This window comes from Cellulophaga sp. Hel_I_12, from assembly GCF_000799565.1.
Taxonomy (GTDB): domain Bacteria; phylum Bacteroidota; class Bacteroidia; order Flavobacteriales; family Flavobacteriaceae; genus Cellulophaga.
In genome coordinates this window covers 1,712,476-1,733,709 of record NZ_JUHB01000001.1, presented here as the reverse complement: position 1 = coordinate 1,733,709, position 21,234 = coordinate 1,712,476, and the positions used below count along the sequence as shown (strand labels likewise).

Below are 21,234 nucleotides of genomic sequence, written 5' to 3'. Positions count from 1 at the left end.
AAAGGCTTGTCTTTACTAGTAGCGGGAACTGGACTCGAACCAGTGACCTTCGGGTTATGAGCCCGACGAGCTACCTACTGCTCTATCCCGCGATATATTCCATTTGTTGGTTTAGAGCGATCTTGATAAGACTTTTTCAGTGTAAAGTAGGTACTTTATCCTGAGCGTAGTCGAAGGGTACTGCTCTATCCCGCGATATGGGTTTCCAAAACAACCAACTTAGCTTTTAAGCTTTCAGTTCATTAGGCTGACTGAATTATTTCGGACTGCAAATATACGAAGCTTTTTTATTACTATCAAAACTTAATTTGATAAATATTTTAAACAGTTCCATTTAAAAATCCTTAAATTCCCCGCTCAAACTTGTTTTTAGATCAATACATGGAACTTATCAATAAATTTTTATCTGGCGTACTCCCTTATACCGAGTGGGTTATGCTTTTTTTAATCATCGGTGGCGGGCTTTTTTTAGTCTTTTATTCTAAATTATTACCCTATCGGTATTTTAAACATGCTTTAGCCATTACAGCGGGTAAGTACGATGATCCAAACGATCCAGGCGAAGTAAGTCACTTACAAGCACTTTCTTCTGCGGTAGCGGCTACCGTGGGGATGGGGAATATTGCAGGCGTGGCCATAGCTATTTATTTAGGCGGGCCAGGCGTTGTTTTTTGGATTTGGGTGACCGCTATTATCGGGATGTGTATTAAATTTTATTCCTGTAGTTTGTCTATCATGTACCGTGGCGAAGATTCGGATGGTGCCTTGCAAGGCGGACCTATGTATTATATTACCCAAGGTATGGGAAAAAAGGCAAAACCTTTGGCTATTTTCTTTTGTATCGCTGGTTTGTTTGGCGTGCTTCCCGCATTTACCACCAATCAGTTTACGCAAACCTTGATGAGCGTGATACAACCAGATGAAGCCATTATGGTTTTGGGCGAGTTCAACTGGCGATTAGGCATAGGTGTTGTGCTGTCTATCATCACCTCATTCGTTATTTTCGGGGGACTCCAAAAAATAGCGAAAGTAGCGACCGCCATTGTTCCGTTTATGGTTTTGGTGTATTTGCTGGCTGTCGTGTATATTTTGATCACGAATGCATCGAATATTTTACCTTCTTTCGGCCTTATATTCTCAGAAGCTTTTAATCTTAAAACGGTGGTGACGGGTGGTTTATGGGGATTAATAATTATCGGCATCCGTAGAGCTGTTTTTTCAAATGAATCTGGCGTGGGTACCGCACCTATGTTTCACGGGCAATCTAAGACCAAGGAACCTATTCAAGAAGGCTTGGTGGCCATGTTAGGTCCATTTATTGATACCATTATTGTATGTTCGCTGACCGCCATTGTTATTATTATCAGTGGCGCGCATTTAGATACCGAGACCAACGGCATTGCCATGACCTTAAATGCCTTTAAAAGTTCTATTCCCTATGGTGGTGTTTTATTGATGGTGGTGGTGAGTGCTTTTGCCTTATCAACCTTATTTACCTATTCGTATTATGGTACCAAATGCCTTTCATTTATAACGAATGCGAAAATTGGCAAGTTTTATAATTTCATTTACGTGGGTAGTATTACCTTTGCAGCGGTAGCATCGGTAGATTTAGTGATAAATTTAATTGATTTGTCATTTGCCCTGATGGTGATCCCGAATATGATAGCGGTATTGTATTTGGCACCAAGAGTTAATAAGGCCATGAAAGCCTATTTTTTAAAAGTAAAACATGATAAAGCATAAAGCAGGTTTTGTAAATATTATTGGCAATCCCAACGTTGGTAAATCTACTTTGATGAATGCCTTTGTGGGTGAAAAATTATCGATTATCACCTCGAAAGCACAGACCACACGGCACCGAATTTTAGGAATTGTCAATGGGGATGATTTTCAAATGATTTTATCCGATACGCCTGGGATAATTAAACCAGCCTATGAACTGCAATCGTCGATGATGGATTTTGTAAAATCGGCCTTTGAAGATGCGGATATTTTGATTTATATGGTCGAAATAGGGGAGAAAGCCTTGAAAGACGAACGCTTTTTTGAGAAACTACAAAACAGTAAAATTCCCGTTTTGTTGTTATTGAATAAGATCGATACTACAGAGCAAAATATCATAGAAGAACAAGTACAATACTGGCAAGAGCAATTGCCAACGGCAGAAATACATTTAATATCTGCCTTAATGAATTTTAATATTAAAGGCGTTTTTGAGCGCATTATAGAATTATTACCAGAATCACCTGCCTTTTATCCAAAAGACCAGCTCACGGATAAGCCAGAACGATTTTTTGTCAACGAAACGATTCGCGAAAAAATTCTACAGCAGTACAGCAAAGAAATTCCCTATGCCGTAGAAATCGATACGGAAGAGTTTTTTGAAGATGATAAGATCATTAGAATGCGTGCCGTAATTATGGTAGAACGTGATTCTCAAAAGGGGATCATCATAGGTCACAAAGGATCAGCCTTAAAAAGAGTAGGGGTAGAAGCCCGGAAAGACCTAGAAAAGTTTTTCGACAAACAAGTGCATATAGAATTGTATGTAAAAGTGAATAAAAATTGGCGAAGTAACGCTAACCAGTTAAAGCGTTTTGGATACAACCAAGGGTAAAGCCCCCTAGCCCCCAAAGGGGGAACACGTATCGCAGAGCTTGGGTATTGGCGTAGAAAAATAGAACATTATGGCTATAGGGTTGAAAAAAGTTTAAGCTCTAACTAAAAAAAAGCCCTAGAAAGACATTTTTCTAGGGCTTTTTTTAGTGGTCGTCTGGATGAATTACTCCACTGGAGTAACGGTATAGCCTGCCGTTTTTAGTAAACGAATAACACCTTCTTCACCGCCCAAATGGCCTGCGCCTACGGCGTAAAAAACAGTCTTTTCTTTTGATAAATCTGCTATTTGAGGAATCCAGTTTTGGTTACGCTTATCTAGCATTTTTTCTTTAAAGGCTTGATCTTCTTCAAAAAACTCGTTTAAAGAGGTATACAACACCTCTATATCTTGTGTTTTGTAGGCTGCAATGATCTTATCGAAATATCCTCCAATACCACCTTCTTTTTGTAGCATCTCAATCACTTGGTCTATTTGCTCTTCATAGGGTTGTTCATCGAACATAGACATTTGAAAAGCCACAGTTTCAAGTCCCTTTATTTCTTTTTTCTGCTCGCCTGCCATCTGTACAAAGGTATTTTCAAAACTGGCCATATCTTGTCCTAAATGTGCTATCATGGCCGTGGAAGAAATAATAAAAGGTTTCATTTTGTTAAAAGCAGCCATGCCAACGCCTAATTTAGCCGTAAAATATTCGTCTAAAATTTTATACTCTTCAGCTGTCATATGGTTTTGTAGCGAGTCATCGCCGCTAAGCATCGCATATTTCATCATTTCGGTTTGCATGCTGGCGTCATCCATATCTAACTCCATAACAATAAAATCACTTTCAGAAAATGCAGTTTTTACTTTTTCTTCTAAAAGAAAATCTTCTTTAGGCATCATGTGCACTGTACCAAATACATACGAGGTTGCAATGTTTTCTCCTTCTACTTTGTATAATAAGCTGTTTTGAGCGATGGCTGAAGGGGCTACACTTAAAATAGTGACTAGGGCTAGGATTGCGTTTTTAATCTTTTTCATGGTTTATATGTTTTAATTGTTGTTGATTACTTCAAATGTATATTCTTTAAGGGTGTTTAGAAACCAAATTATGACAAGTGGTCAAATACTGGGTTTGAACGGAACATAGCAGCTTCCATTTTTACATATAGTCTTTTTTAAAGGGTGTAGGAACGCTCGTGTAGGGCCTAAAAAAAGCTAGGGAGTAGTTTTAAGCGGGTAGAAAAATCAAAATAGCGGAACCCAATACCCAATCAGCACCCGTAAAGCAATTACATTTCGTCTTAGGAGGCTTTATAGGGGCTTATTTTTGCCATCATAAAATCATGAAGTTCATGCATTTGGGGTTTTCCTTTACTTCTTCCCGCCCTACCAAACACATAGAGCCCAAACCAAAGGACCACCATAAAGACCATGAGCCCCAATTGAATTCCGTAGGGTTTATCAAGTGCCATACTAGAAGAGGTCCAAATTCCCAAGGCGATAAAAATAGTGGCTACACCAAAATGCAGAAACATAAAAAAAGTCCATAAGGTAGGGTTAGGGCCAAACAAGCCATAAATTTTGCTTTTTTGGGAGTCTTCATCAGCAACAATCTCTAAATGCAATTGTGGTGACCAGAAATGATTGGCTTCTTGATTAAATTTTATAAAAACATGGTCATCCATTCTATTGATCAAGAATGGCGCTGTGGGAGTGTCTTCAAAAGCAGCTAAAACAGTTTCGTTGGCAGCTGTTAAGGTTATTTGAAAACGAGGTCTTAAAGCGATGGTGTTTGGTACGGATTTCAATTTCAACATTTTTAAGAAGCAAAAGGTATTCATTTTTTTTGCATTTCGTTAAATTCCAGTCCTTTTTTTAAGTTTGCTTGCCGCCTATCGCCTATCGCCTATCGCTTATCGCTTACCGCTTACCGCTTACCGCTTAGCGCCTACAGCTTACAGCTTATAGCCTACAGCCTACATCCTACATCCCATTGCCTTTGACCTCGTACTCTTGCACTGAGCGTAGCCGAAGTGTGCGTTTGAACTTGCGCTTCAACTTTTTATTCTGCCTATCGCCTATCGCCTATCGCCTATCGTCTATCGCCTAAAGCTTATAGCCTAAAGCCTTTCACCTTCGACTTTTGGCATTCGACGAATAATAATCAAATATTTAGAGTACTTTTGCAGCAAATTAACGAAGTATGAGTGCTATTGTCGCCATTGTAGGAAGACCTAATGTAGGGAAATCAACTTTTTTTAACCGACTTATTCAACGTAGAGAGGCTATTGTTGACGCAGTGAGTGGGGTTACCCGTGATCGTCACTATGGAAAAAGTGATTGGAACGGTGTTGAATTTTCTGTGATTGACACAGGAGGCTACGTAAAAGGTAGCGATGATGTTTTTGAAGTAGAAATCGATAAGCAGGTAGAATTAGCGATTGATGAAGCTGATGCCATCATTTTTATGGTCGATGTAGAAACTGGAGTCACCGGTATGGATGAAGATGTGGCCAACCTACTTCGTAAAGTTAAAAAACCAGTTTTATTAGCCGTAAATAAAGTAGATAATGGCAAAAGAGCCGAAGATGCTGTTGAATTTTATGCTTTAGGATTAGGGGATTACTATACCATTGCAAGTACGAGTGGTAGTGGAACAGGTGATTTATTGGATGCCTTGGTAAAAGTATTGCCTGAGAAAGAAAAAAACACCGATGAAGATCTGCCTAGATTTGCTGTTGTAGGACGACCAAATGCAGGAAAATCATCGTTTATCAATGCATTGATAGGGGAGGAACGTTATATTGTTACTGATGTAGCAGGTACTACCAGAGATAGTATTGATACCAAATACAATCGTTTTGGTTTCGAATTTAATTTGGTAGATACGGCTGGTATTCGACGTAAAGCTAAGGTGAAAGAAGACTTGGAGTTTTACTCGGTGATGCGTTCGGTACGTGCTATTGAACATGCTGATGTGTGTATTGTCATTATGGATGCCACCCGTGGTTTTGATGGGCAAGTACAAAATATTTTTTGGCTCGCACAGCGTAACAATAAGGGTGTTGTAATTTTAGTGAATAAATGGGATTTGGTAGAAGATAAAGAAACCAATACCATAAAACATTACACACAAAAAATCAAGGAGGCGATGGAGCCTTTTACCGATGTGCCCATTGTTTTTATTTCGGTACTGAACAAACAACGTATTTTCAAAGCCATTGAAACGGCTGTGCAGGTATACGAAAATAGAAATCGCAAGATTCAAACGCGAAAGTTCAATGATATTATGCTGCCTTTGATAGAAAACTATCCACCGCCAGCCTACAAAGGTAAATACGTTAAGATTAAGTTCTGTACGCAATTACCAACACCCTACCCGCAATTTGCATTCTTCTGTAATTTACCGCAGTATGTTCGAGAACCCTACAAGCGTTTCTTAGAAAATAAGCTGCGTGAAAACTTCGATTTTACAGGAGTTCCTATTTCTATTTTTATGCGGAAAAAGTAGCCCTCAAGATATTAGGCTAGGCTTTTATAAAAACCTAAAGTGGATATTATGAAATCACGAACGGCGAAACCACTCGAGGGCATGCTAGCTCTATAGGGAATAAAGACCCATACCCAAAAACCACTAGTCTAGACCCATAAAGTTATGTTAACATGGTTGTTGTCTTAATTTGATTCCTATATTTTTGGCGCTAACCGAAAGTTCATCAATTCAAGAATCAAACTAATTCGCATGCCAAAATCACTAATAACACTAGCATTTAGTGTGTTTTTATTTTCTTTTTCCCACGCTCAAGAATTCATTATTAAAGGTAAAGTGATCGATGCCGAAACCAAAGTTGTTTTGGAGGCGACGACGATTTTTGCAGAAACTATTGCTGATAGTACCTTAATTACCTATACGATCACCAACCAAAATGGTGTTTTTGAATTGGAAGGTAAAACCAAAGAGAGAGAATTTAACTTGTTTTTTACCTTTAATGGTTACAAAACCTTAAAGCTTAAACTAGCCCGTCAAGAGCTTATCGATTTACAAACCGTAGCCCTTGAGGCGCAGTTCGAAGAATTACAAGGCGTACAAGTTTCCGCCGATCGTATCCCTATTACGATCAAACAAGATACGGTAGAGTTTAATGCCAGCTCTTTTAAAACAAGACCCGATGCGAGTGTTGAAGATGTGCTTAAAAAGCTCCCAGGGGTGGAGGTAGGTACCGATGGAAAAATTACCGTAGACGGAAAAGAGGTAGATCAGGTTTTAGTCAACGGACAAGTTTTTTTTAGTACCGACCCTACTGTGGCCACTAAAAGTTTACCGAAAGATATTATTGATAAAATTCAGATTACCAATACCAAAACCAAAGAACAAGAATTTACAGGCGATGATGGTGATGGGGAAACAAAAACCATTAATTTAACCGTAAAAGAAAATAAAAATAAGGGCTATTTAGGACGCTTAGCGGCTGGTTATGGTACGGATGAAAGATACCAAGCCAATGGATTGCTCAATTATTTTAACAACAAACAACGCGTTAGTATTATCGCAGGAACCAATAACATTAATAATGCGGGGTTTTCGTTTGATGAAATCTATGATATGGTCGGCAATTCAGGCGGAGTTTCCTTTAATGGGAACGCAGGCTTTGGGCAAGGGATTACCACCTCTTCTACCTTAGGGACAAGTTACGCAGATCAAGAAAAAGATAAGTATGAAGTAAGTGGAAATTATTTTTATTCGGACAGTGAATCTTTCAATGATGAAAAAACGTCACGAGAAAATATTTTACCAGACCGTCGTTTTTTTACAGACACAGAATCGAGCTTTAGGGGCAGCACCAACTCTAATGAAGGCAGTGCAGATTTGGAGTTTGATATCGATAAAACCCTGCGTATAGAATTAGAACCTTCCTTGGGAATTAACAGAACAAATTCGTCTAATTTTTCGAATACAACATCTACCAATGAAGATGGTGAATTGATCAATAGCAACGAAAGACGCACGCTGAACGATGGCCAACAACGAAACTTTAGAAACGAACTTACTATTTTTAAAAGATTAGATACTGTAGGTAAGTATGTGCGGTTGTCTTTTAGAAATACCAATAATATCAATGAAAATTTAGCGAATTTAAACTCGACCCGTCAGGTTTTTGGTAGCAACCCCAGCGAAGAGCTCTTGAATCAAGAAACCACCACCAATAACAAAACAGATAATTACGAGCTGAGTGTAAGGTACCGCCAACCTATCGTCAAAAATATTTTTGTAGATATGGGCTATGAATACCAGAATAATGAACAAAATAACCTAAGATCAGTTTTTGATTTTGATGGTCTTACAGATGAATATTCTAATTTTAATCAGAGCTTAAGCTCAGACTTTAGGTTTTCGAATGTACAGCAGCGACCCTCTGTTGATTTGAGAAGTGATGGGGAGAAGCTTCGTTTAAGAGTGGGTGCAGAGTTTGTAGCTACAGATCTAAAAAACAATGATTTTCTACAAAACACCTCGTTTACTAAAGATTATACGAACTTTTTATTTAATGCTAGTGTAAGCTACAGGATCAACAGAACCAAAAGACTGCGATTAGGGTATAATTCAAATTTAGATATTCCTTCCGTTAACCAACTGCAACCTATTCCTAATGTAACGAATCCTTTAAATATTATTACGGGTAATCCCAATTTAGCGCCTGCGGTGAACCACCGTATCAGTGTAAATTATAATGACTACAATTGGAAAGACCGTACAGGTTTATTTTTCTATATGGGTATGAATGTGGAGGAGAATCGCGTGTCTTCTGTCACCCTTACTGATGAAAATTTTCTAAGAAATACGACCTTTATTAATGTGGATGGTAACTCGAGTGCTTATGCAGGCCTAGGGTACTCTAAAGAAATTAAAAAAGACAGTGCGTATTCGATTAAGTTTAATTTTAGACCAAATTTTAATTACGCAAAGCGTGTAGGATTTACCAATGGTGAGCGCTTGGTATCTGAAAACATCACCGTTAGTCCAAGAATATCGACCACCCTCAATTTTAGGGAAATGGTGGAGATAGAACCAGAATACAGCGTGACTTTTGATAATACCACCTATAACTTAGAGAATATAGATAACATCAATTTTGTTTCGCATAATTTAAACTTAAGAATGACAACCTACTGGCCTAAAAATTTAATTTTTGGTAATGATATTGCCTATAACTACAATGGCAATGTAGGTCCTGGTTTTGATAAAGATGCTATTTTTTGGAATATGAGTTTGGGGTATCAGTTTATGGACAAAAATGCGACCGTAAAAGTATTGGCCTATGATTTGTTAAACCAAAATATAAATACACGTAGAACCTCTGGGGAAGATTTTATTCAAGATTTTCAAGGTACCGTTTTACAACAATATTATATGCTGAGTTTTAGCTATAAATTTGATCAGTTTGGTGGTAAAAGACCCAATGACGGAAGAAGGATGAGGTATAATTAAGATGAGCCCCTAAATCCACTTGGCCACGCTCAGTACAAGAGTTCAAAAAATCATCAAGGATTTTCCTCCAACTTATGAAGTTCCCCCTTTGGGGGTTAGGGGGCTACCTTTACCAGCCTCCTGAAGCGCCGCCGCCGCCGAAGCCGCCGCCGCCAAAGCCACCACCAAATCCGCCGCCGCCGCCAAAGCTTCCGCCACTTCCGAAGCTTCCACCGCCAGAACTGCGGCCACCACGACCCATATTACTCAGGATGATGGCATCCCAAATATCAAAGCCGCCAGTTTTATTGCCTCGGTTGCCACCACCGTTTTTTCGGCTTTTATTAGAGAGAATTATGATGATGATGATAAATATGATAACAGGGAACAAGCTTTTAAAAGGGAAGCTATTGTTGCTAAAGTCTCGATCTTCTTTAAATTCGCCATTTAAAACAGCAAAAATAGCATCAGCACCGCGGTCTAGTCCGCTGTAATAGTCACCAGCCTTAAATTCAGGAATAATGATTTGCTCTATGATACGTTTGCTCATGGCATCGGTTAAAGAGCCTTCAACGCCATAGCCTGTATTGATAGCTATTTTTCGATCTTCTCTGGCTAAGAGGATTAAAATACCATTATCCTCAGCACTTTGTCCTATGCCCCATTTTTGACCCCACTGTGCGCCTAAAAAATTAATTTCTTCACCTTGAGTACTGCTGATAATAGCGACAACTATTTGTGTGGAGGTGCTATCCGCATAGCGCTTTAGTTTTTGAACTAAATTGTTTTCTTGAGCTTCAGAAAGTAAACTTATATAATCATAAACCCCCTGTTGCACTGTAGGTTTGTCGGGTATTTGAAACTGACAAATCCCAAGTCTTGTGATACTTAAAAATAAAAAGAATAGGCTAGCCTTTAGATACTTCATTTGATAGTTCGTTTGTATCGTTAGCGTGCCAAGGAAAATGCTTTTCTAATTCTTGACCAGCTTTTAAAACACCTGCTACGATTCCGTTTTTAAAGGCGCCCTTTTTAAAGTGTTCTTGAATAATGTCTTTCGTAGTGATCCAAAAATCTTTAGGAACCACTTTGTCGATTCCTTTATCGCCGTAGATCACAAATTTTTTATCTGTTACAGCTACGTAAATAAGCACGCCATTTTCTTCTTTGGTGTTGTCCATCTTTAAGAGATGAAACAGCTCTTGTGCACGTTCAAAATGAGCTACACGGCTATGTTTTTCAATATGAACTCTTATTTCACCTGAAGTATTTTTTTCAGCGTCAATAATCGCAGTAACAATTTCTTGCTCTTCTTCGGCGCTTAAAAAATCTTCTACTTTAGACATATTTTTATGTACTATAACTATTAGTCCAATGCTTTACATTGGTTTCATAACCTTATTTTTAATACCTCTCCTAGGGAGAGGTCAGCAATGACTTTTCGTCATTGCTGGGTGAGGCTATTCAAAATCAAAATTTACATCGGGTGCATCTTCAGCACCTGCATTTGAAGAAAACAAGGACATAGGCTCAAAATTGGCGATACCTGCAATAAAGTTCGTCGGTATTTGGGCTATTTTAATATTGTAATCACCGGCCAATTCATTAAACCTGTTGCGTTCTACATTAATTCTGTTTTCAGTACCTTCTAACTGCGATTGTAAGTCTAAAAAGTTTTGGTTCGCCTTGAGTTCAGGGTAGCGTTCAACCACCACCATTAATTTACTTAAAGCTCCTGTTAGTCCGCTTTGGGCGTCTTGAAAGGCAGCCATTTTTTCTGGGGTTAAATTATTGGCGTCTATAGAGGTTGATGTGGCTTTAGCACGAGCTTCGATAACATCGGTTAAGGTACCTCTTTCAAAATCAGCAGCGCCTTGCACTGTTTTTACCAAATTGCCAATTAAATCACTTCTTCTTTGATACGAACTTTCTACATTCGCCCATTGTTTGGTCGCTTGGCCTTTCATGTCAACCAATAGATTGTTTGTATTTACATACCACATGCCGATGATTGCTGCAAGAGCAATAACTACGATGATAGCGATGATTCCTTTTTTCATGATTTTTAGTTTTGGTTCGTTTTATAATTGATTTTTTATTTTAATCAGTTCTGCTTTCACACTTTCTAGCTTTTGAATCATAGCTAAATTAGAGAGGGTTTGTAATTTATTTTCCTTTAAATGCATTTTTGCACCTTCCAGCGTAAATCCACGTTCTTTAACCAAGTGAAAAATGAGTTGTAAATTTTTTACATCCTCAGGCGTAAATTTACGATTGCCTTTGGCATTTTTTTTAGGTTGTAAAACATCAAATTCTTTCTCCCAAAATCGTATCAAAGAGGTATTTACGTTAAATGCTTTGGCCAATTCGCCAATACCGTAATATCTTTTCTCAGGAAGTTCTATATGCATTAATCTAGTGATTGGTTTTCTTGCGAAGCTGTTTTCAACATGGCTTCAAATTCTTCGGCCGATAAACTACCGTAGTAAAAATTAATAGGGTTAATTCGATCGCCCCCTTTAAATATTTCATAGTGCAAATGCGGTGCTTCAGAGCGACCGGTGCTACCTACAAAACCTATTAAATCGCCGCGTTTCACACGACGCCCAGAGGTAACATTGTATTTACTTAAGTGCGCATACAGACTAACATACCCAAAACCGTGGTCTATTCGAATATGATTTCCGTAGCCCGCAGAATTACTATCAGCTCTAGTTACAATACCATCGCCTGTGGCATAAATAGGCGTGCCCTTAGGCGCCGTAAAATCCATTCCAAAATGCATTTTTCTAGCCTTAGTAAAGGGATCTGAACGCCAGCCGTAACCCGAAGCCATACGTGTAAGATCTTCATTACTAATAGGTTGTATGGCAGGGATAGCCACTAAAAGTTTTTCTTTTTCAGCAGCAAGTGTCGTAATTTCATCTAAAGACTTTGATTGAATCACCATTTGTTTTTGAATGATGTCCATACGTTTTTTAGTCGCAATAATCATATCAGAGTTATTAAACCCTTCTAATGATTGATACCGATTTACACCACCAAAACCAGCTTTTCTTTGTTCATCAGGTATAGGATTAGCCTCAAAATACAGCCGGTAAATATTGTTATCGCGATCTTCAATATTGGCTAAAACCTCCTCTACTTGCTCCATTTTTTTATTCAAAAGCTCAAACTGTAGTTCGTAATTTTTAGCTTCGCGTTGTAGCGATAATTCCTTAGGCGTATTTATAAAACTAGTGTTTAATAACACAGTTAAGCCCAACAAACCAAATAAAAATGACCCTAGTAAAAACAGACTTATATTCCTGTATCTTCTAGATTTTTTAGCTTCAATTTTGCGATACGATAAAGTATCTGGATCGTAATAATATTTTACTTTCGACATAAATGGAATTTATCCTATTTTTGTGCTCTTATAATTAGCTTACAAACAAATATAAAAATTGTTTTGCAGATTCTGTTCATTTTATCAAAAGCTTATGTTTTGTTGTGAAACAGAATTACTAATTAGACTAAAAATAATTAAAATTGTTACAGTACCCTAACAAAAAGAACTGTAAAGAGAATTAAAAAAATACCCATGAACTCTCAAGAAATACGCTCAAAATATTTAGAATTTTTTAAAGATAAAAATCACAAAATAGTGGCTTCGGCCCCTATGGTCATCAAAGATGATCCTACCTTGCTGTTCACCAATTCAGGGATGAACCAGTTTAAAGAGTTCTTTTTAGGGAATACAGAACCTAAACACCTTAGAGTTGCGGATACTCAAAAATGCTTGCGCGTTAGCGGTAAACATAACGATCTGGAGGAGGTAGGTAAAGATACCTATCACCATACCATGTTCGAAATGTTGGGGAACTGGAGTTTTGGGGATTATTTTAAAGTAGAAGCCATAGCATGGGCCTGGGAGTTCTTGACCGAAGTGTGTAAAATTGATAAAAATAGTTTGTATGTCACTGTTTTTGAGGGTAGTAATGATGCTGATCAATTAGGCCAAGATGCTGAAGCATTAGAATTATGGAAAAAAATTGTTCCTGAATCACAAATTTTATTCGGCAATAAAAAAGATAATTTTTGGGAAATGGGCGATCAAGGGCCATGTGGTCCGTGCTCAGAAATTCATGTGGATATACGTTCTGACGAAGAAAAAGCCAAAGTCTCAGGGGCGTCATTAGTGAATAATGACCACCCGCAAGTCGTAGAAATATGGAACTTAGTGTTCATGCAGTACAACCGTAAAGCAAACGGACAATTAGAAGTGTTGCCCGCAAAACACGTCGATACAGGTATGGGTTTTGAACGTTTATGTATGGTGATGCAAGGCGTAAAATCGAACTACGATACCGATGTTTTTACCCCTATCATCAGAGAAATAGAAACCATCACCAACAGTTCTTACGGTAAGTCAGAGGAGACCGATATTGCAATTCGCGTTATTGCCGATCATATTCGTGCAGTCTCTTTTTCTATTGCAGACGGGCAATTGCCCAGTAATACAGGAGCTGGTTATGTAATTCGCAGAATTTTGCGTCGCGCTATTCGCTACGGATTTACGTTTTTAGATACCAAAGAACCTTTTATGTATCGCTTGGTAAAAACCTTGAGCGATACGATGGGCAAATCGTTCCCAGAACTAAAAAGCCAAAAAGGACTGATTGAAAATGTGATTAAAGAAGAAGAAAATTCGTTCTTAAAAACCTTAGATCAAGGCCTAGTATTGTTAGACACCATGATAGCTTCTTCTAAATCTAAGGAAATAGACGGCAGAAAAGCCTTTGAATTATATGACACCTATGGTTTTCCTATAGATTTAACAGCCTTAATTTTACAAGAAAGAGGTTTTTCTCTTGATGAAAAAGGATTTGATAAGGCGATGCAAGAGCAAAAAAACCGTTCGCGTTCGGCTTCCGAAATATCAAAAGAAGATTGGACCGTACTTTCAAAAGATATGGAGCAAGAATTTGTGGGCTACGACCTATTACAAACTAATGTAAAATTGGTGAAATACCGCAAAGTGACTTCTAAGAAAGACGGAGAGCAGTTTCAGTTGGTATTTAATGTAACACCATTTTATCCTGAAGGCGGCGGACAAGTAGGCGATAAAGGTTATTTAGAAGCCAGCAACGGAACTATTATTTATATTACAGATACCAAAAAAGAGAATAACGAGATTATTCATTTTAGCGAAAATTTACCGGATAATGTAACAGAAACCTTTAAAGCCGTGGTCGATGAAAAACAACGTCAAAGCACGGAAGCGAACCATACGGCTACGCATTTATTACACCAAGCCTTGCGTGAAATTTTAGGTACCCATGTAGAACAAAAAGGTTCAGCAGTACATTCAAAATATTTGCGTTTCGATTTTTCACACTTTTCTAAGGTCACGGCTGAACAATTGATCGACGTTGAAAATTTCGTAAATGCGCGCATTGATGGCAATTTACCCTTACAAGAAAATAGAGCTGTACCCATGCAACAGGCTATTGATGCAGGCGCCATGGCATTATTTGGCGAAAAATATGGGGATGCGGTACGTACCATCCGTTTTGGGAAATCAATAGAACTTTGTGGGGGTACCCATGTAAAAAACACAGGGGATATCTGGCATTTTAAGATTACCTCTGAGGGCGCAGTGGCTTCAGGGATTCGCAGAATTGAAGCGATTACGGCCAATGCGGCCAAAGAATTCTACTTTGAAAATAATAGAATTTTATCGGAAGTTAAGGCCTTATTGAGTAATGCGAGCAATCCTGTTAAAACAATTACCAGTTTACAAGAGGAAAACTCAAAACTTAAAAAAGAAATTGAAAGCTTACAAAAAGATAAAGCCAAAAACCTAAAAGGCGATTTGCAAACGGAAATACAAAGCCTAAACGGAATTGATTTTCTAGCTAAAAAAGTAGATGTAGACGCTGCGGGTATCAAAGATGTATCCTTTGAAATGGGCCAAAATAAAGACAATTTGTTTTTAGTATTGGCTGCTGAAAATGAGGGTAAAGTGGTATTGTCTTGCTACATATCAAAAGAATTAGTAGCTGCTAGGAACTTAAACGCCGTAACGGTGGTTAAAGAACTAGGCAAATACATTCAAGGTGGTGGCGGTGGCCAAGCGTTTTTTGCAACCGCTGGGGGTAAAAATGCGGATGGAATTGAAGAAGCTATACAGAAGGCGAAAGATTATTTGAGATAAAACTCAAGTACAAGTACAAGGTCAATTATGGGTATAAGTACAAGTACACACTTCGACTAGGCTCAGTGCAAGAGTTCAAATTCAAAAAAACCTTAAACCAAAAACTAGAAACTAAACTTTGAAACTCCAAACACAAATACCATTAGCGAAAGCACATCATCAAATTGATTATAACAGTCAATTGTTGTTGTTGGGTTCTTGTTTTGTGGAGCATATAGGGGATAAACTTCATTATTTTAAGTTTCAATCGGTTCAGAATCCCTTTGGGATTTTGTTTCATCCTGTAGCGATAGAAAATTTAATTTCAAGAGCGGTTAAACAACAAAAGTATACAGAAGAAGATATTTTCTTTTTAAATGAGCGTTGGCATTGTTTTGAGGCGCATTCTGATCTATCCTCAAGCTCCAAAGAGCAGTTGCTTTTACATCTAAATCAAGGTTTAGAAAAGACCTTAGGTCAACTTAAAAAAGCAACACACATTGTCATTACTTTAGGAACGGCTTGGGTATATGAAACTAAGTTATCGAATACCATAGTTGCCAATTGCCATAAAGTTCCACAAAAGGAGTTTTCCAAAAAACTATTGTCGGTAGAAGATATCGAGAAAAGCTTGACAAATACCATAGCTATTATTAAGACCATCAATGATAACATACAGTTTATATTTACCATATCTCCAGTCCGCCACTTAAAAGACGGTTTCACAGAAAACCAACTAAGCAAGGCACATTTAATGACAGCTTTACATAAAATTTTAAACTCCCCACTTTTACTGAATGCGGTCGCTGAGCGGAGTCTAAGTGAAGTTCCCCCTTTGGGGGGTAGGGGGCTCTTATTCCCCAGTTACGAAATTATGATGGACGAACTTCGGGATTATCGTTTTTACGCCGAAGATATGGTACATCCTAATAGCTTAGCCATACAGTATATCTGGGAAAAATTCACCTATGTTTGGATTTCCGAGGCGGCTCAAGCCACTATGGTGGAGATAGACAGCATTCAAAAAGGATGGCAACACAAATCTTTTCATCCAGATTCAGAGGCGCATCAACAGTTTTTAAAAAAATTAGAAACTAAGATGCAATCGCTTCAAAAAAAACTTCCCTTTTTAGAATTCTAACCAATATAAGGCAATTGCCCTATGTTCTTGTGTTTCATTTTTGTTGAATTTTGATGAAATCAATTTTAAACTTCAACCTTATGGAAACAAATTTTAAACTTTTAGTTCTTTCCGTTTTTCTTCTTGCATGTACATCACTTAATGCACAAGAATTAGGCGAATTTAAACCCAAAAGCGAGGGTTATAAATCAAATAAAGTAGGCGATGGATCAAAAAAAATTTTTATATCGAGCTTTACTATAAATTTTGAAATTTATAAAGAAGCGGTTGACGAACGAAAAGCTACAGGTTTTGGGAGAACCATTACAAATGCGGCAAAAGCAAAAGCAGCAGTGGGTTTAGCCACTTTAAATGGCGATGCTATTCAAGAAACAGCAGATAAGTTATATGCTGAATTTTTGACGGATTTTAAAAACAACGGATTTGAAATAATCACCATCGACGAAGCTGAAAAAACAGAAGTGTTTAAAGGTTGGGAAAAAGCTACTGGGCCAAAATTATTTGAAACTGATATGACAGGCATCATAGCTGTCGTACCTACAAATTATTCTTATTTTTATAAAGAAAGAAACGCTTTTTCGTCTAAAATGGCAGGTTTTGATAAGACACCTCAAAATTTATCGAAAGAATTGGGTGATGCTTTAATTGCAGATGTTTCTTTGGTGTTTGTTTTCTCCGAATTAGGTACCGATTGGAATATTGGTGATCAAGCCAAAGTGAAACTATTTGTGAATTATCGTTTAGCAGATGCCTATGCAGTATCCGATGAAAAAACGGGTAAGGGTATTACAGCCATGTTCGATAAGTCTAGACAATCTGTAGGTTTGTCAAGTCATGTAAATTTTACAAGAGGTAAATTATCTATTGGTGGTAGCCCAGAGGCGCAATATTTGGGAGCTATGAAATCTGATTTAGAAATCGATGGTGCTTTAGAAAAAGAAAAAGTACTGGCCTATTCATCAAGAACGCGTGCTACAGCGACTTTAATGAATCCTGTAGTTTCTATTCGAGGAAATAATTATAGTGAAACAACCAAATGGCTTGAGCCAGATGGATTAAAGTATGCTGAGGGCATGTACTTAGCAGGAAAAAAAATGTTATCGCATCATGTAAGTGAAATTTTGAACAAATAAAGTAGCAGGTTACGACCTCGTAAAACAATTGTTTTTTTAGCACATCATGTGATGGTTTATCTTATGCCGAAGTGCCTTAGGGAACTAAACACTTTGGCATTTTAGCTATAGAAAAATTTTTTAAATTTTAAGAAGGGAGGTAGGTTATGGCGGTTTTAATTCTATTACTCAGTTGTTGTATTTCATTAATCCTAATCATCTATTTTAAAAAGGATCGCCAGAAAAACTTAAGATCTCATCGAGCTGCCCTACAGCTGTATTTAGAGCGTATGGAAACACAACGAGTTCAAATAACAAATAGAGAGAAGCTACTACATAGCTATAATTTCCTGAGGTACAACCTAAAAGAAGTTTTGATGGTACAAAATATGGAATAATTTAAATACATTTATCATAATTGTCCCCCTTGATATGCATAGAATATTATTTCTCTTTTTAGTTTTATTTTCTTTAGTAAAAATCAATGCGCAACAAGCAGAACTTGATAGTTTGCTGCTAATTTCAAAAACCCAAAAAGAAAAAGCGCTTATAGGTACCTTAAATGAAATTTCATGGCACTACAGAAACATTCAAGTAGATAGTGCACTATGGTATGCAAAAAAAGCACTCGTTGAAGTTGAAAAGGTAGAAGATAAGCGTTTAAAAGCATCGGTATATCATAGTATGGCAAGCGCATTTCAGGCCTTAGCCGTTTACGATAGTGCGCGTTATTATCACCAAAAAAGTATAGCTATAAATAGCTTGCTGGGTGATAGTATAGCCCTTGCCAATACCTATAATAATTTGGGAATTATACATGATGAAATAGCAAATTTTGATACCGCCCTTCAGTATTATTTTCAAGCATTAAAAATTTACGAAAACCAAACCAAAGATTCTGATTTAGCACCAATGGTACTCAGTAATATTGGTATTGTATATAAAAAACAGGGCGAATATCAAAAAGTATTAGACTACTACCAACAGGCTTTAGCGAGCTACAAAAAAAGCGATAATCTATTTGGCATTACGGTAACGACGGGTAATATTGGTGCTGTGTTATTGCGACTAAAAAAGTTTGATGAAGCAATTTTATATGCCGAAAATGCAATGGCTGGCTATAAAAAATTGGGATATCATCGGTATGTGCCTTACATGTTGAATAATATTGCCGTGGCACAAGATAGTTTGGGTGACGCTATCCATGCTGAAAAGACCTACAGAACTGCAATTCAGCTCTTCGAATCTGACGAAAATGACTATGAATTAACAAACACGAGAATTGGTTATGCCAAAAATCAACTACACTTTCACCGGTATTCTGTTGCCATAACCGAATTACAATGGGCACTTAAAAAGGCTAAAGAAAATCAGTTTAAAGAGTTTGAAGTAAATGGATTGAAATTACTATCAGAAGTCTACAGTTTAAAAGGAGAACATGTCTTGGCATACCAAAGCTTACAGGAGTATGTTTTAAAAAAGGAGGAAGTATATCAGCTCGAAAAAGCAAAGACTATGCTAGCCTTAGAATCAAAATACCAAGCAGAAAAAAAGGAAAAAGAAATTATTCAACAGCGCTTGCAAATCGATAAAAGTGAGTTGGCACTACAACTAAAGAACAATTTGTTGTATGCTGCCATTGCCCTTAGCTTTTTAATGGGATTAATTGGGTATTTATTTTATGGAAAACAAGGCTTAAAAAATCAACAATTGCAAAAAGAGAATGAGTTAAAAACTGCCCTATTACACATAGAAACTCAAAACCAACTGCAAGAACAACGCTTGAGAATTTCCAGGGATTTACATGATAATATCGGGAGTCAGCTCACCTTTATGACCTCGTCTCTAGGCACCTTAGCCTATGGGTTAAAAGATGCGGAATCAAAAGTAAAAGCTAAATTGGAAGAATTAGCTTTGTTTGCTAAAACCACCATAAATGAGCTTAGAGATACCATTTGGGCCATGAATAAAGAAAGCATCACTTTTGAAGATTTACAAACTAGGATTTCACAATTTATCACTACAGCGGACCAAGCATCTGAAGAAATAGTATTCGATTTTGTGGTAGATTCTGATATAGAAGCGAATTATACCTTATCAGCAGAAGAAGGTATTCATCTGTATCGCATCATACAAGAAGGGATACATAATGCACTAAAATATGCCTTTTTGAATTCAAAAAAGCAAGACAAAATAATTAAGATTTATATTCATAAATCGATGAATTTTTTTCATGTAGAAATAAAAGATAACGGTATTGGTTTTGATCTTAAGCAGGTACCATTAGGAAACGGAATTTTAAATATAAAACGAAGACTAGTAGACCTGAAGAGTGACTTAGAAATAAGATCTAAAACAGATAAGGGTACGCTGTTACTTTTCAAAATACCTATAAAAGTTTCCAATGAAAATTAGAATAGCAATAGTAGATGATAATTCATTTTTAATGAAAGCAGTGGAGGATAAACTAGCTTTTTTTAAGGATGTGTGTATTAAATGGAAGGCTATAGACGGTTTGCAATGTTTAGAAAAACTTGAAATTGACCCTCGTTTAGATCTTATTTTAATGGATATCGAAATGCCAAATTTAAACGGAGTGGAAGCCACTGAAAAAATAAAAAATAAGTATCCACAGCTAAAAATTGTCATGCTAACAGTTTTTGATACTGATGAAAACATATTCAATGCTATTAAAGCAGGAGCTGATGGGTATTTATTAAAAGATGTGCCGCCAGACCAATTATACCAGGGTATTGTAGACACCCTAAACGATGGTGCAGCCATGACTCCAGCTATTGCCATGAAAACCTTGAAACTATTGCGAAATCCCATGTCATTTGAGGCTAAAACAGAGGAAGAACAAGTAGGGCTGACTCCTAGAGAAAGCGAGGTCTTGGTGCAATTAAGTAAGGGGCTTAGTTATACCAAAATTGCAGAAAATTTGTTTGTGTCGCCTAGTACAGTTCGGAAGCATATAGAAAATTTATACACAAAACTTCAGGTACATTCAAAATTAGAAGCCGTACAAAAGGCGAAAAGAACAAATCTTATTTAAGAAATTAGATTAAAAAAGCAATACTTTTGACAAACATTTTGATTTTGAAAATCAGGTTTTTGTATGAAAAAAGTTTTATTTGGTGCCATAGTTACTTTAGCCATCGTTTTTATTTTTAGGTCTTGTACAGAAACTACGGATCAGAAATCGATTTTAAAAGAAAACTCGATGCTGATTCAAGAGCAAATTAACAATGTATCTAAACTCATTGTCACTGAAGGTCATTTTTCAGAAGTGTATACCTATAAAGATTCTAAAGCCCTTTTCGGACCCTTGATTACCGCAGAAAAAAAAGCCCTAGTAGTGGTTAATGCTGAAGTTACGGTAGCCTATGATTTACGTAAAATAGACTTCACCATAGATGAAGCGACCAAAACTTTAAAAATAAATAGTATTCCGGAGCCCGAAATAAAACTGAATCCTGATTTCGAATATTATGACGTTTCAGCCGATTTCTTAAACCAGTTTGATGCTGAGGATTACAATAAAATTAAAAGAAATATTCGTTCCTCTTTATTGCAGAAAATAGAAAAATCAACTTTAAAAACCAATGCCGAAAATCGCTTGTTAAGTGAGCTTTCTAAATTCTATATATTGACTTCGGCCATGGGCTGGTCATTGGAGTACGATGGTGAAATCGTCAAAGAGAATTTTCCTGCTTTACTAAAGGGATAAAA

17 protein-coding genes and 1 tRNA gene are annotated in these 21,234 nt (G+C 37.2%); 10 read left to right on the top strand and 8 right to left on the bottom strand.

From position 1 onward, the window contains the following. Positions 1–19: 19 nt before the first annotated feature. Positions 20–92: transfer RNA gene (locus tag GQ45_RS07805), tRNA-Met, on the bottom strand. A 289-nt stretch (positions 93–381) separates the two neighbouring features. Here GQ45_RS07805 and GQ45_RS07800 point away from each other — a divergent pair. Next, entirely contained in the window at positions 382–1,746 is a 1,365-nt protein-coding gene (locus tag GQ45_RS07800) for a sodium:alanine symporter family protein (RefSeq protein ID WP_047416500.1), read from the top strand. Then, positions 1,733–2,620: a GTPase Era gene (era, locus tag GQ45_RS07795; protein WP_047416499.1), complete on the top strand. Its 888-nt coding sequence runs from the start codon at positions 1,733–1,735 to the stop codon at positions 2,618–2,620. The genes GQ45_RS07800 and era overlap by 14 nt, the downstream gene beginning before the upstream one ends. A 165-nt stretch (positions 2,621–2,785) precedes the next feature. Here era and GQ45_RS07790 read toward each other — a convergent pair whose 3' ends face one another. Together GQ45_RS07790 and GQ45_RS07785 are read right to left on the bottom strand one after the other, a co-directional pair. Next, positions 2,786–3,643 carry a TraB/GumN family protein gene (locus GQ45_RS07790; RefSeq protein ID WP_052188155.1) on the bottom strand — a complete coding sequence of 286 codons (858 nt, stop codon included), beginning with the start codon at positions 3,641–3,643 and terminating at the stop codon, positions 2,786–2,788. Between the two features lie 263 nt (positions 3,644–3,906). Beyond that, positions 3,907–4,413: a GTP-binding protein gene (locus GQ45_RS07785; RefSeq protein WP_052188363.1), complete on the bottom strand. Its 507-nt coding sequence runs from the start codon at positions 4,411–4,413 to the stop codon at positions 3,907–3,909. 395 nt (positions 4,414–4,808) lie between these two features. Between GQ45_RS07785 and der the strand changes: the two genes are divergently transcribed. After that, positions 4,809–6,116, top strand: coding sequence for a ribosome biogenesis GTPase Der (gene der, locus GQ45_RS07780; RefSeq protein ID WP_047416495.1), 1,308 nt, complete (start codon positions 4,809–4,811; stop codon positions 6,114–6,116). Positions 6,117–6,347: 231 nt separating this feature from the next. Continuing rightward, complete coding sequence (locus tag GQ45_RS07775; protein ID WP_047416493.1) at positions 6,348–9,092, top strand: outer membrane beta-barrel protein; 2,745 nt, start codon at positions 6,348–6,350, stop codon at positions 9,090–9,092. A gap of 109 nt (positions 9,093–9,201) precedes the next feature. On the opposite strand, the gene GQ45_RS07770 is transcribed toward GQ45_RS07775, so the two are convergent. From GQ45_RS07770 to GQ45_RS07750, 5 genes are all read right to left on the bottom strand, one after another. Further along, positions 9,202–9,999 (bottom strand): YgcG family protein, encoded by a 798-nt coding sequence (locus tag GQ45_RS07770; RefSeq protein WP_047416491.1) that lies wholly within the window; start codon positions 9,997–9,999, stop codon positions 9,202–9,204. Then, complete coding sequence (locus GQ45_RS07765) at positions 9,980–10,417, bottom strand: TPM domain-containing protein (RefSeq protein WP_047416490.1); 438 nt, start codon at positions 10,415–10,417, stop codon at positions 9,980–9,982. Before GQ45_RS07765 ends, GQ45_RS07770 begins: the two co-directional genes overlap by 20 nt. Before the next feature lie 114 nt (positions 10,418–10,531). Beyond that, positions 10,532–11,131, bottom strand: a complete 600-nt coding sequence (locus tag GQ45_RS07760) for a LemA family protein (protein WP_047416488.1) — start codon at positions 11,129–11,131, stop codon at positions 10,532–10,534. Between the two features lie 21 nt (positions 11,132–11,152). Beyond that, on the bottom strand, positions 11,153–11,482 hold the full coding sequence (locus tag GQ45_RS07755; protein ID WP_047416486.1) for a MerR family transcriptional regulator: 330 nt from the start codon (positions 11,480–11,482) through the stop codon (positions 11,153–11,155). Then, positions 11,482–12,459: a M23 family metallopeptidase gene (locus GQ45_RS07750; RefSeq protein ID WP_047416485.1), complete on the bottom strand. Its 978-nt coding sequence runs from the start codon at positions 12,457–12,459 to the stop codon at positions 11,482–11,484. Before GQ45_RS07750 ends, GQ45_RS07755 begins: the two co-directional genes overlap by 1 nt. Positions 12,460–12,654: 195 nt before the next feature. On the opposite strand from GQ45_RS07750, the gene alaS reads away from it, so the two are divergent. The 6 genes from alaS to GQ45_RS07720 all read left to right on the top strand — a co-directional run bounded on the left by alaS (position 12,655) and on the right by GQ45_RS07720 (position 21,232). Then, positions 12,655–15,270: an alanine--tRNA ligase gene (gene alaS / locus GQ45_RS07745; protein WP_047416483.1), complete on the top strand. Its 2,616-nt coding sequence runs from the start codon at positions 12,655–12,657 to the stop codon at positions 15,268–15,270. 118 nt (positions 15,271–15,388) lie between these two features. After that, entirely contained in the window at positions 15,389–16,390 is a 1,002-nt protein-coding gene (locus GQ45_RS07740) for a GSCFA domain-containing protein (RefSeq protein ID WP_047416481.1), read from the top strand. An 80-nt stretch (positions 16,391–16,470) separates the two neighbouring features. Then, on the top strand, positions 16,471–17,523 hold the full coding sequence (locus tag GQ45_RS07735) for a hypothetical protein (RefSeq protein ID WP_047416479.1): 1,053 nt from the start codon (positions 16,471–16,473) through the stop codon (positions 17,521–17,523). Between the two features lie 411 nt (positions 17,524–17,934). Continuing rightward, positions 17,935–19,917 carry a tetratricopeptide repeat-containing sensor histidine kinase gene (locus GQ45_RS07730; RefSeq protein ID WP_047416477.1) on the top strand — a complete coding sequence of 661 codons (1,983 nt, stop codon included), beginning with the start codon at positions 17,935–17,937 and terminating at the stop codon, positions 19,915–19,917. Continuing rightward, positions 19,907–20,557, top strand: a complete 651-nt coding sequence (locus GQ45_RS07725; protein ID WP_047416475.1) for a response regulator transcription factor — start codon at positions 19,907–19,909, stop codon at positions 20,555–20,557. The genes GQ45_RS07730 and GQ45_RS07725 overlap by 11 nt, the downstream gene beginning before the upstream one ends. Positions 20,558–20,620: 63 nt before the next feature. Further along, positions 20,621–21,232 carry a DUF4230 domain-containing protein gene (locus tag GQ45_RS07720; RefSeq protein WP_047416473.1) on the top strand — a complete coding sequence of 204 codons (612 nt, stop codon included), beginning with the start codon at positions 20,621–20,623 and terminating at the stop codon, positions 21,230–21,232. Positions 21,233–21,234: the final 2 nt, after the last annotated feature.

Bases quoted from the DNA above. Each gene is read 5' to 3' on its own strand.
- GQ45_RS07800 (WP_047416500.1), top strand. From the start codon at position 382: ATGGAACTTATCAATAAATTTTTATCTGGCGTACTCCCTTATACCGAG.
- era (WP_047416499.1), top strand. From the start codon at position 1,733: ATGATAAAGCATAAAGCAGGTTTTGTAAATATTATTGGCAATCCCAAC.
- GQ45_RS07790 (WP_052188155.1), bottom strand. From the start codon at position 3,643: ATGAAAAAGATTAAAAACGCAATCCTAGCCCTAGTCACTATTTTAAGT.
- der (WP_047416495.1), top strand. From the start codon at position 4,809: ATGAGTGCTATTGTCGCCATTGTAGGAAGACCTAATGTAGGGAAATCA.
- GQ45_RS07775 (WP_047416493.1), top strand. From the start codon at position 6,348: ATGCCAAAATCACTAATAACACTAGCATTTAGTGTGTTTTTATTTTCT.
- GQ45_RS07770 (WP_047416491.1), bottom strand. From the start codon at position 9,999: ATGAAGTATCTAAAGGCTAGCCTATTCTTTTTATTTTTAAGTATCACA.
- GQ45_RS07765 (WP_047416490.1), bottom strand. From the start codon at position 10,417: ATGTCTAAAGTAGAAGATTTTTTAAGCGCCGAAGAAGAGCAAGAAATT.
- GQ45_RS07760 (WP_047416488.1), bottom strand. From the start codon at position 11,131: ATGAAAAAAGGAATCATCGCTATCATCGTAGTTATTGCTCTTGCAGCA.
- GQ45_RS07755 (WP_047416486.1), bottom strand. From the start codon at position 11,482: ATGCATATAGAACTTCCTGAGAAAAGATATTACGGTATTGGCGAATTG.
- GQ45_RS07750 (WP_047416485.1), bottom strand. From the start codon at position 12,459: ATGTCGAAAGTAAAATATTATTACGATCCAGATACTTTATCGTATCGC.
- alaS (WP_047416483.1), top strand. From the start codon at position 12,655: ATGAACTCTCAAGAAATACGCTCAAAATATTTAGAATTTTTTAAAGAT.
- GQ45_RS07735 (WP_047416479.1), top strand. From the start codon at position 16,471: ATGGAAACAAATTTTAAACTTTTAGTTCTTTCCGTTTTTCTTCTTGCA.
- GQ45_RS07730 (WP_047416477.1), top strand. From the start codon at position 17,935: ATGCATAGAATATTATTTCTCTTTTTAGTTTTATTTTCTTTAGTAAAA.
- GQ45_RS07725 (WP_047416475.1), top strand. From the start codon at position 19,907: ATGAAAATTAGAATAGCAATAGTAGATGATAATTCATTTTTAATGAAA.
- GQ45_RS07720 (WP_047416473.1), top strand. From the start codon at position 20,621: ATGAAAAAAGTTTTATTTGGTGCCATAGTTACTTTAGCCATCGTTTTT.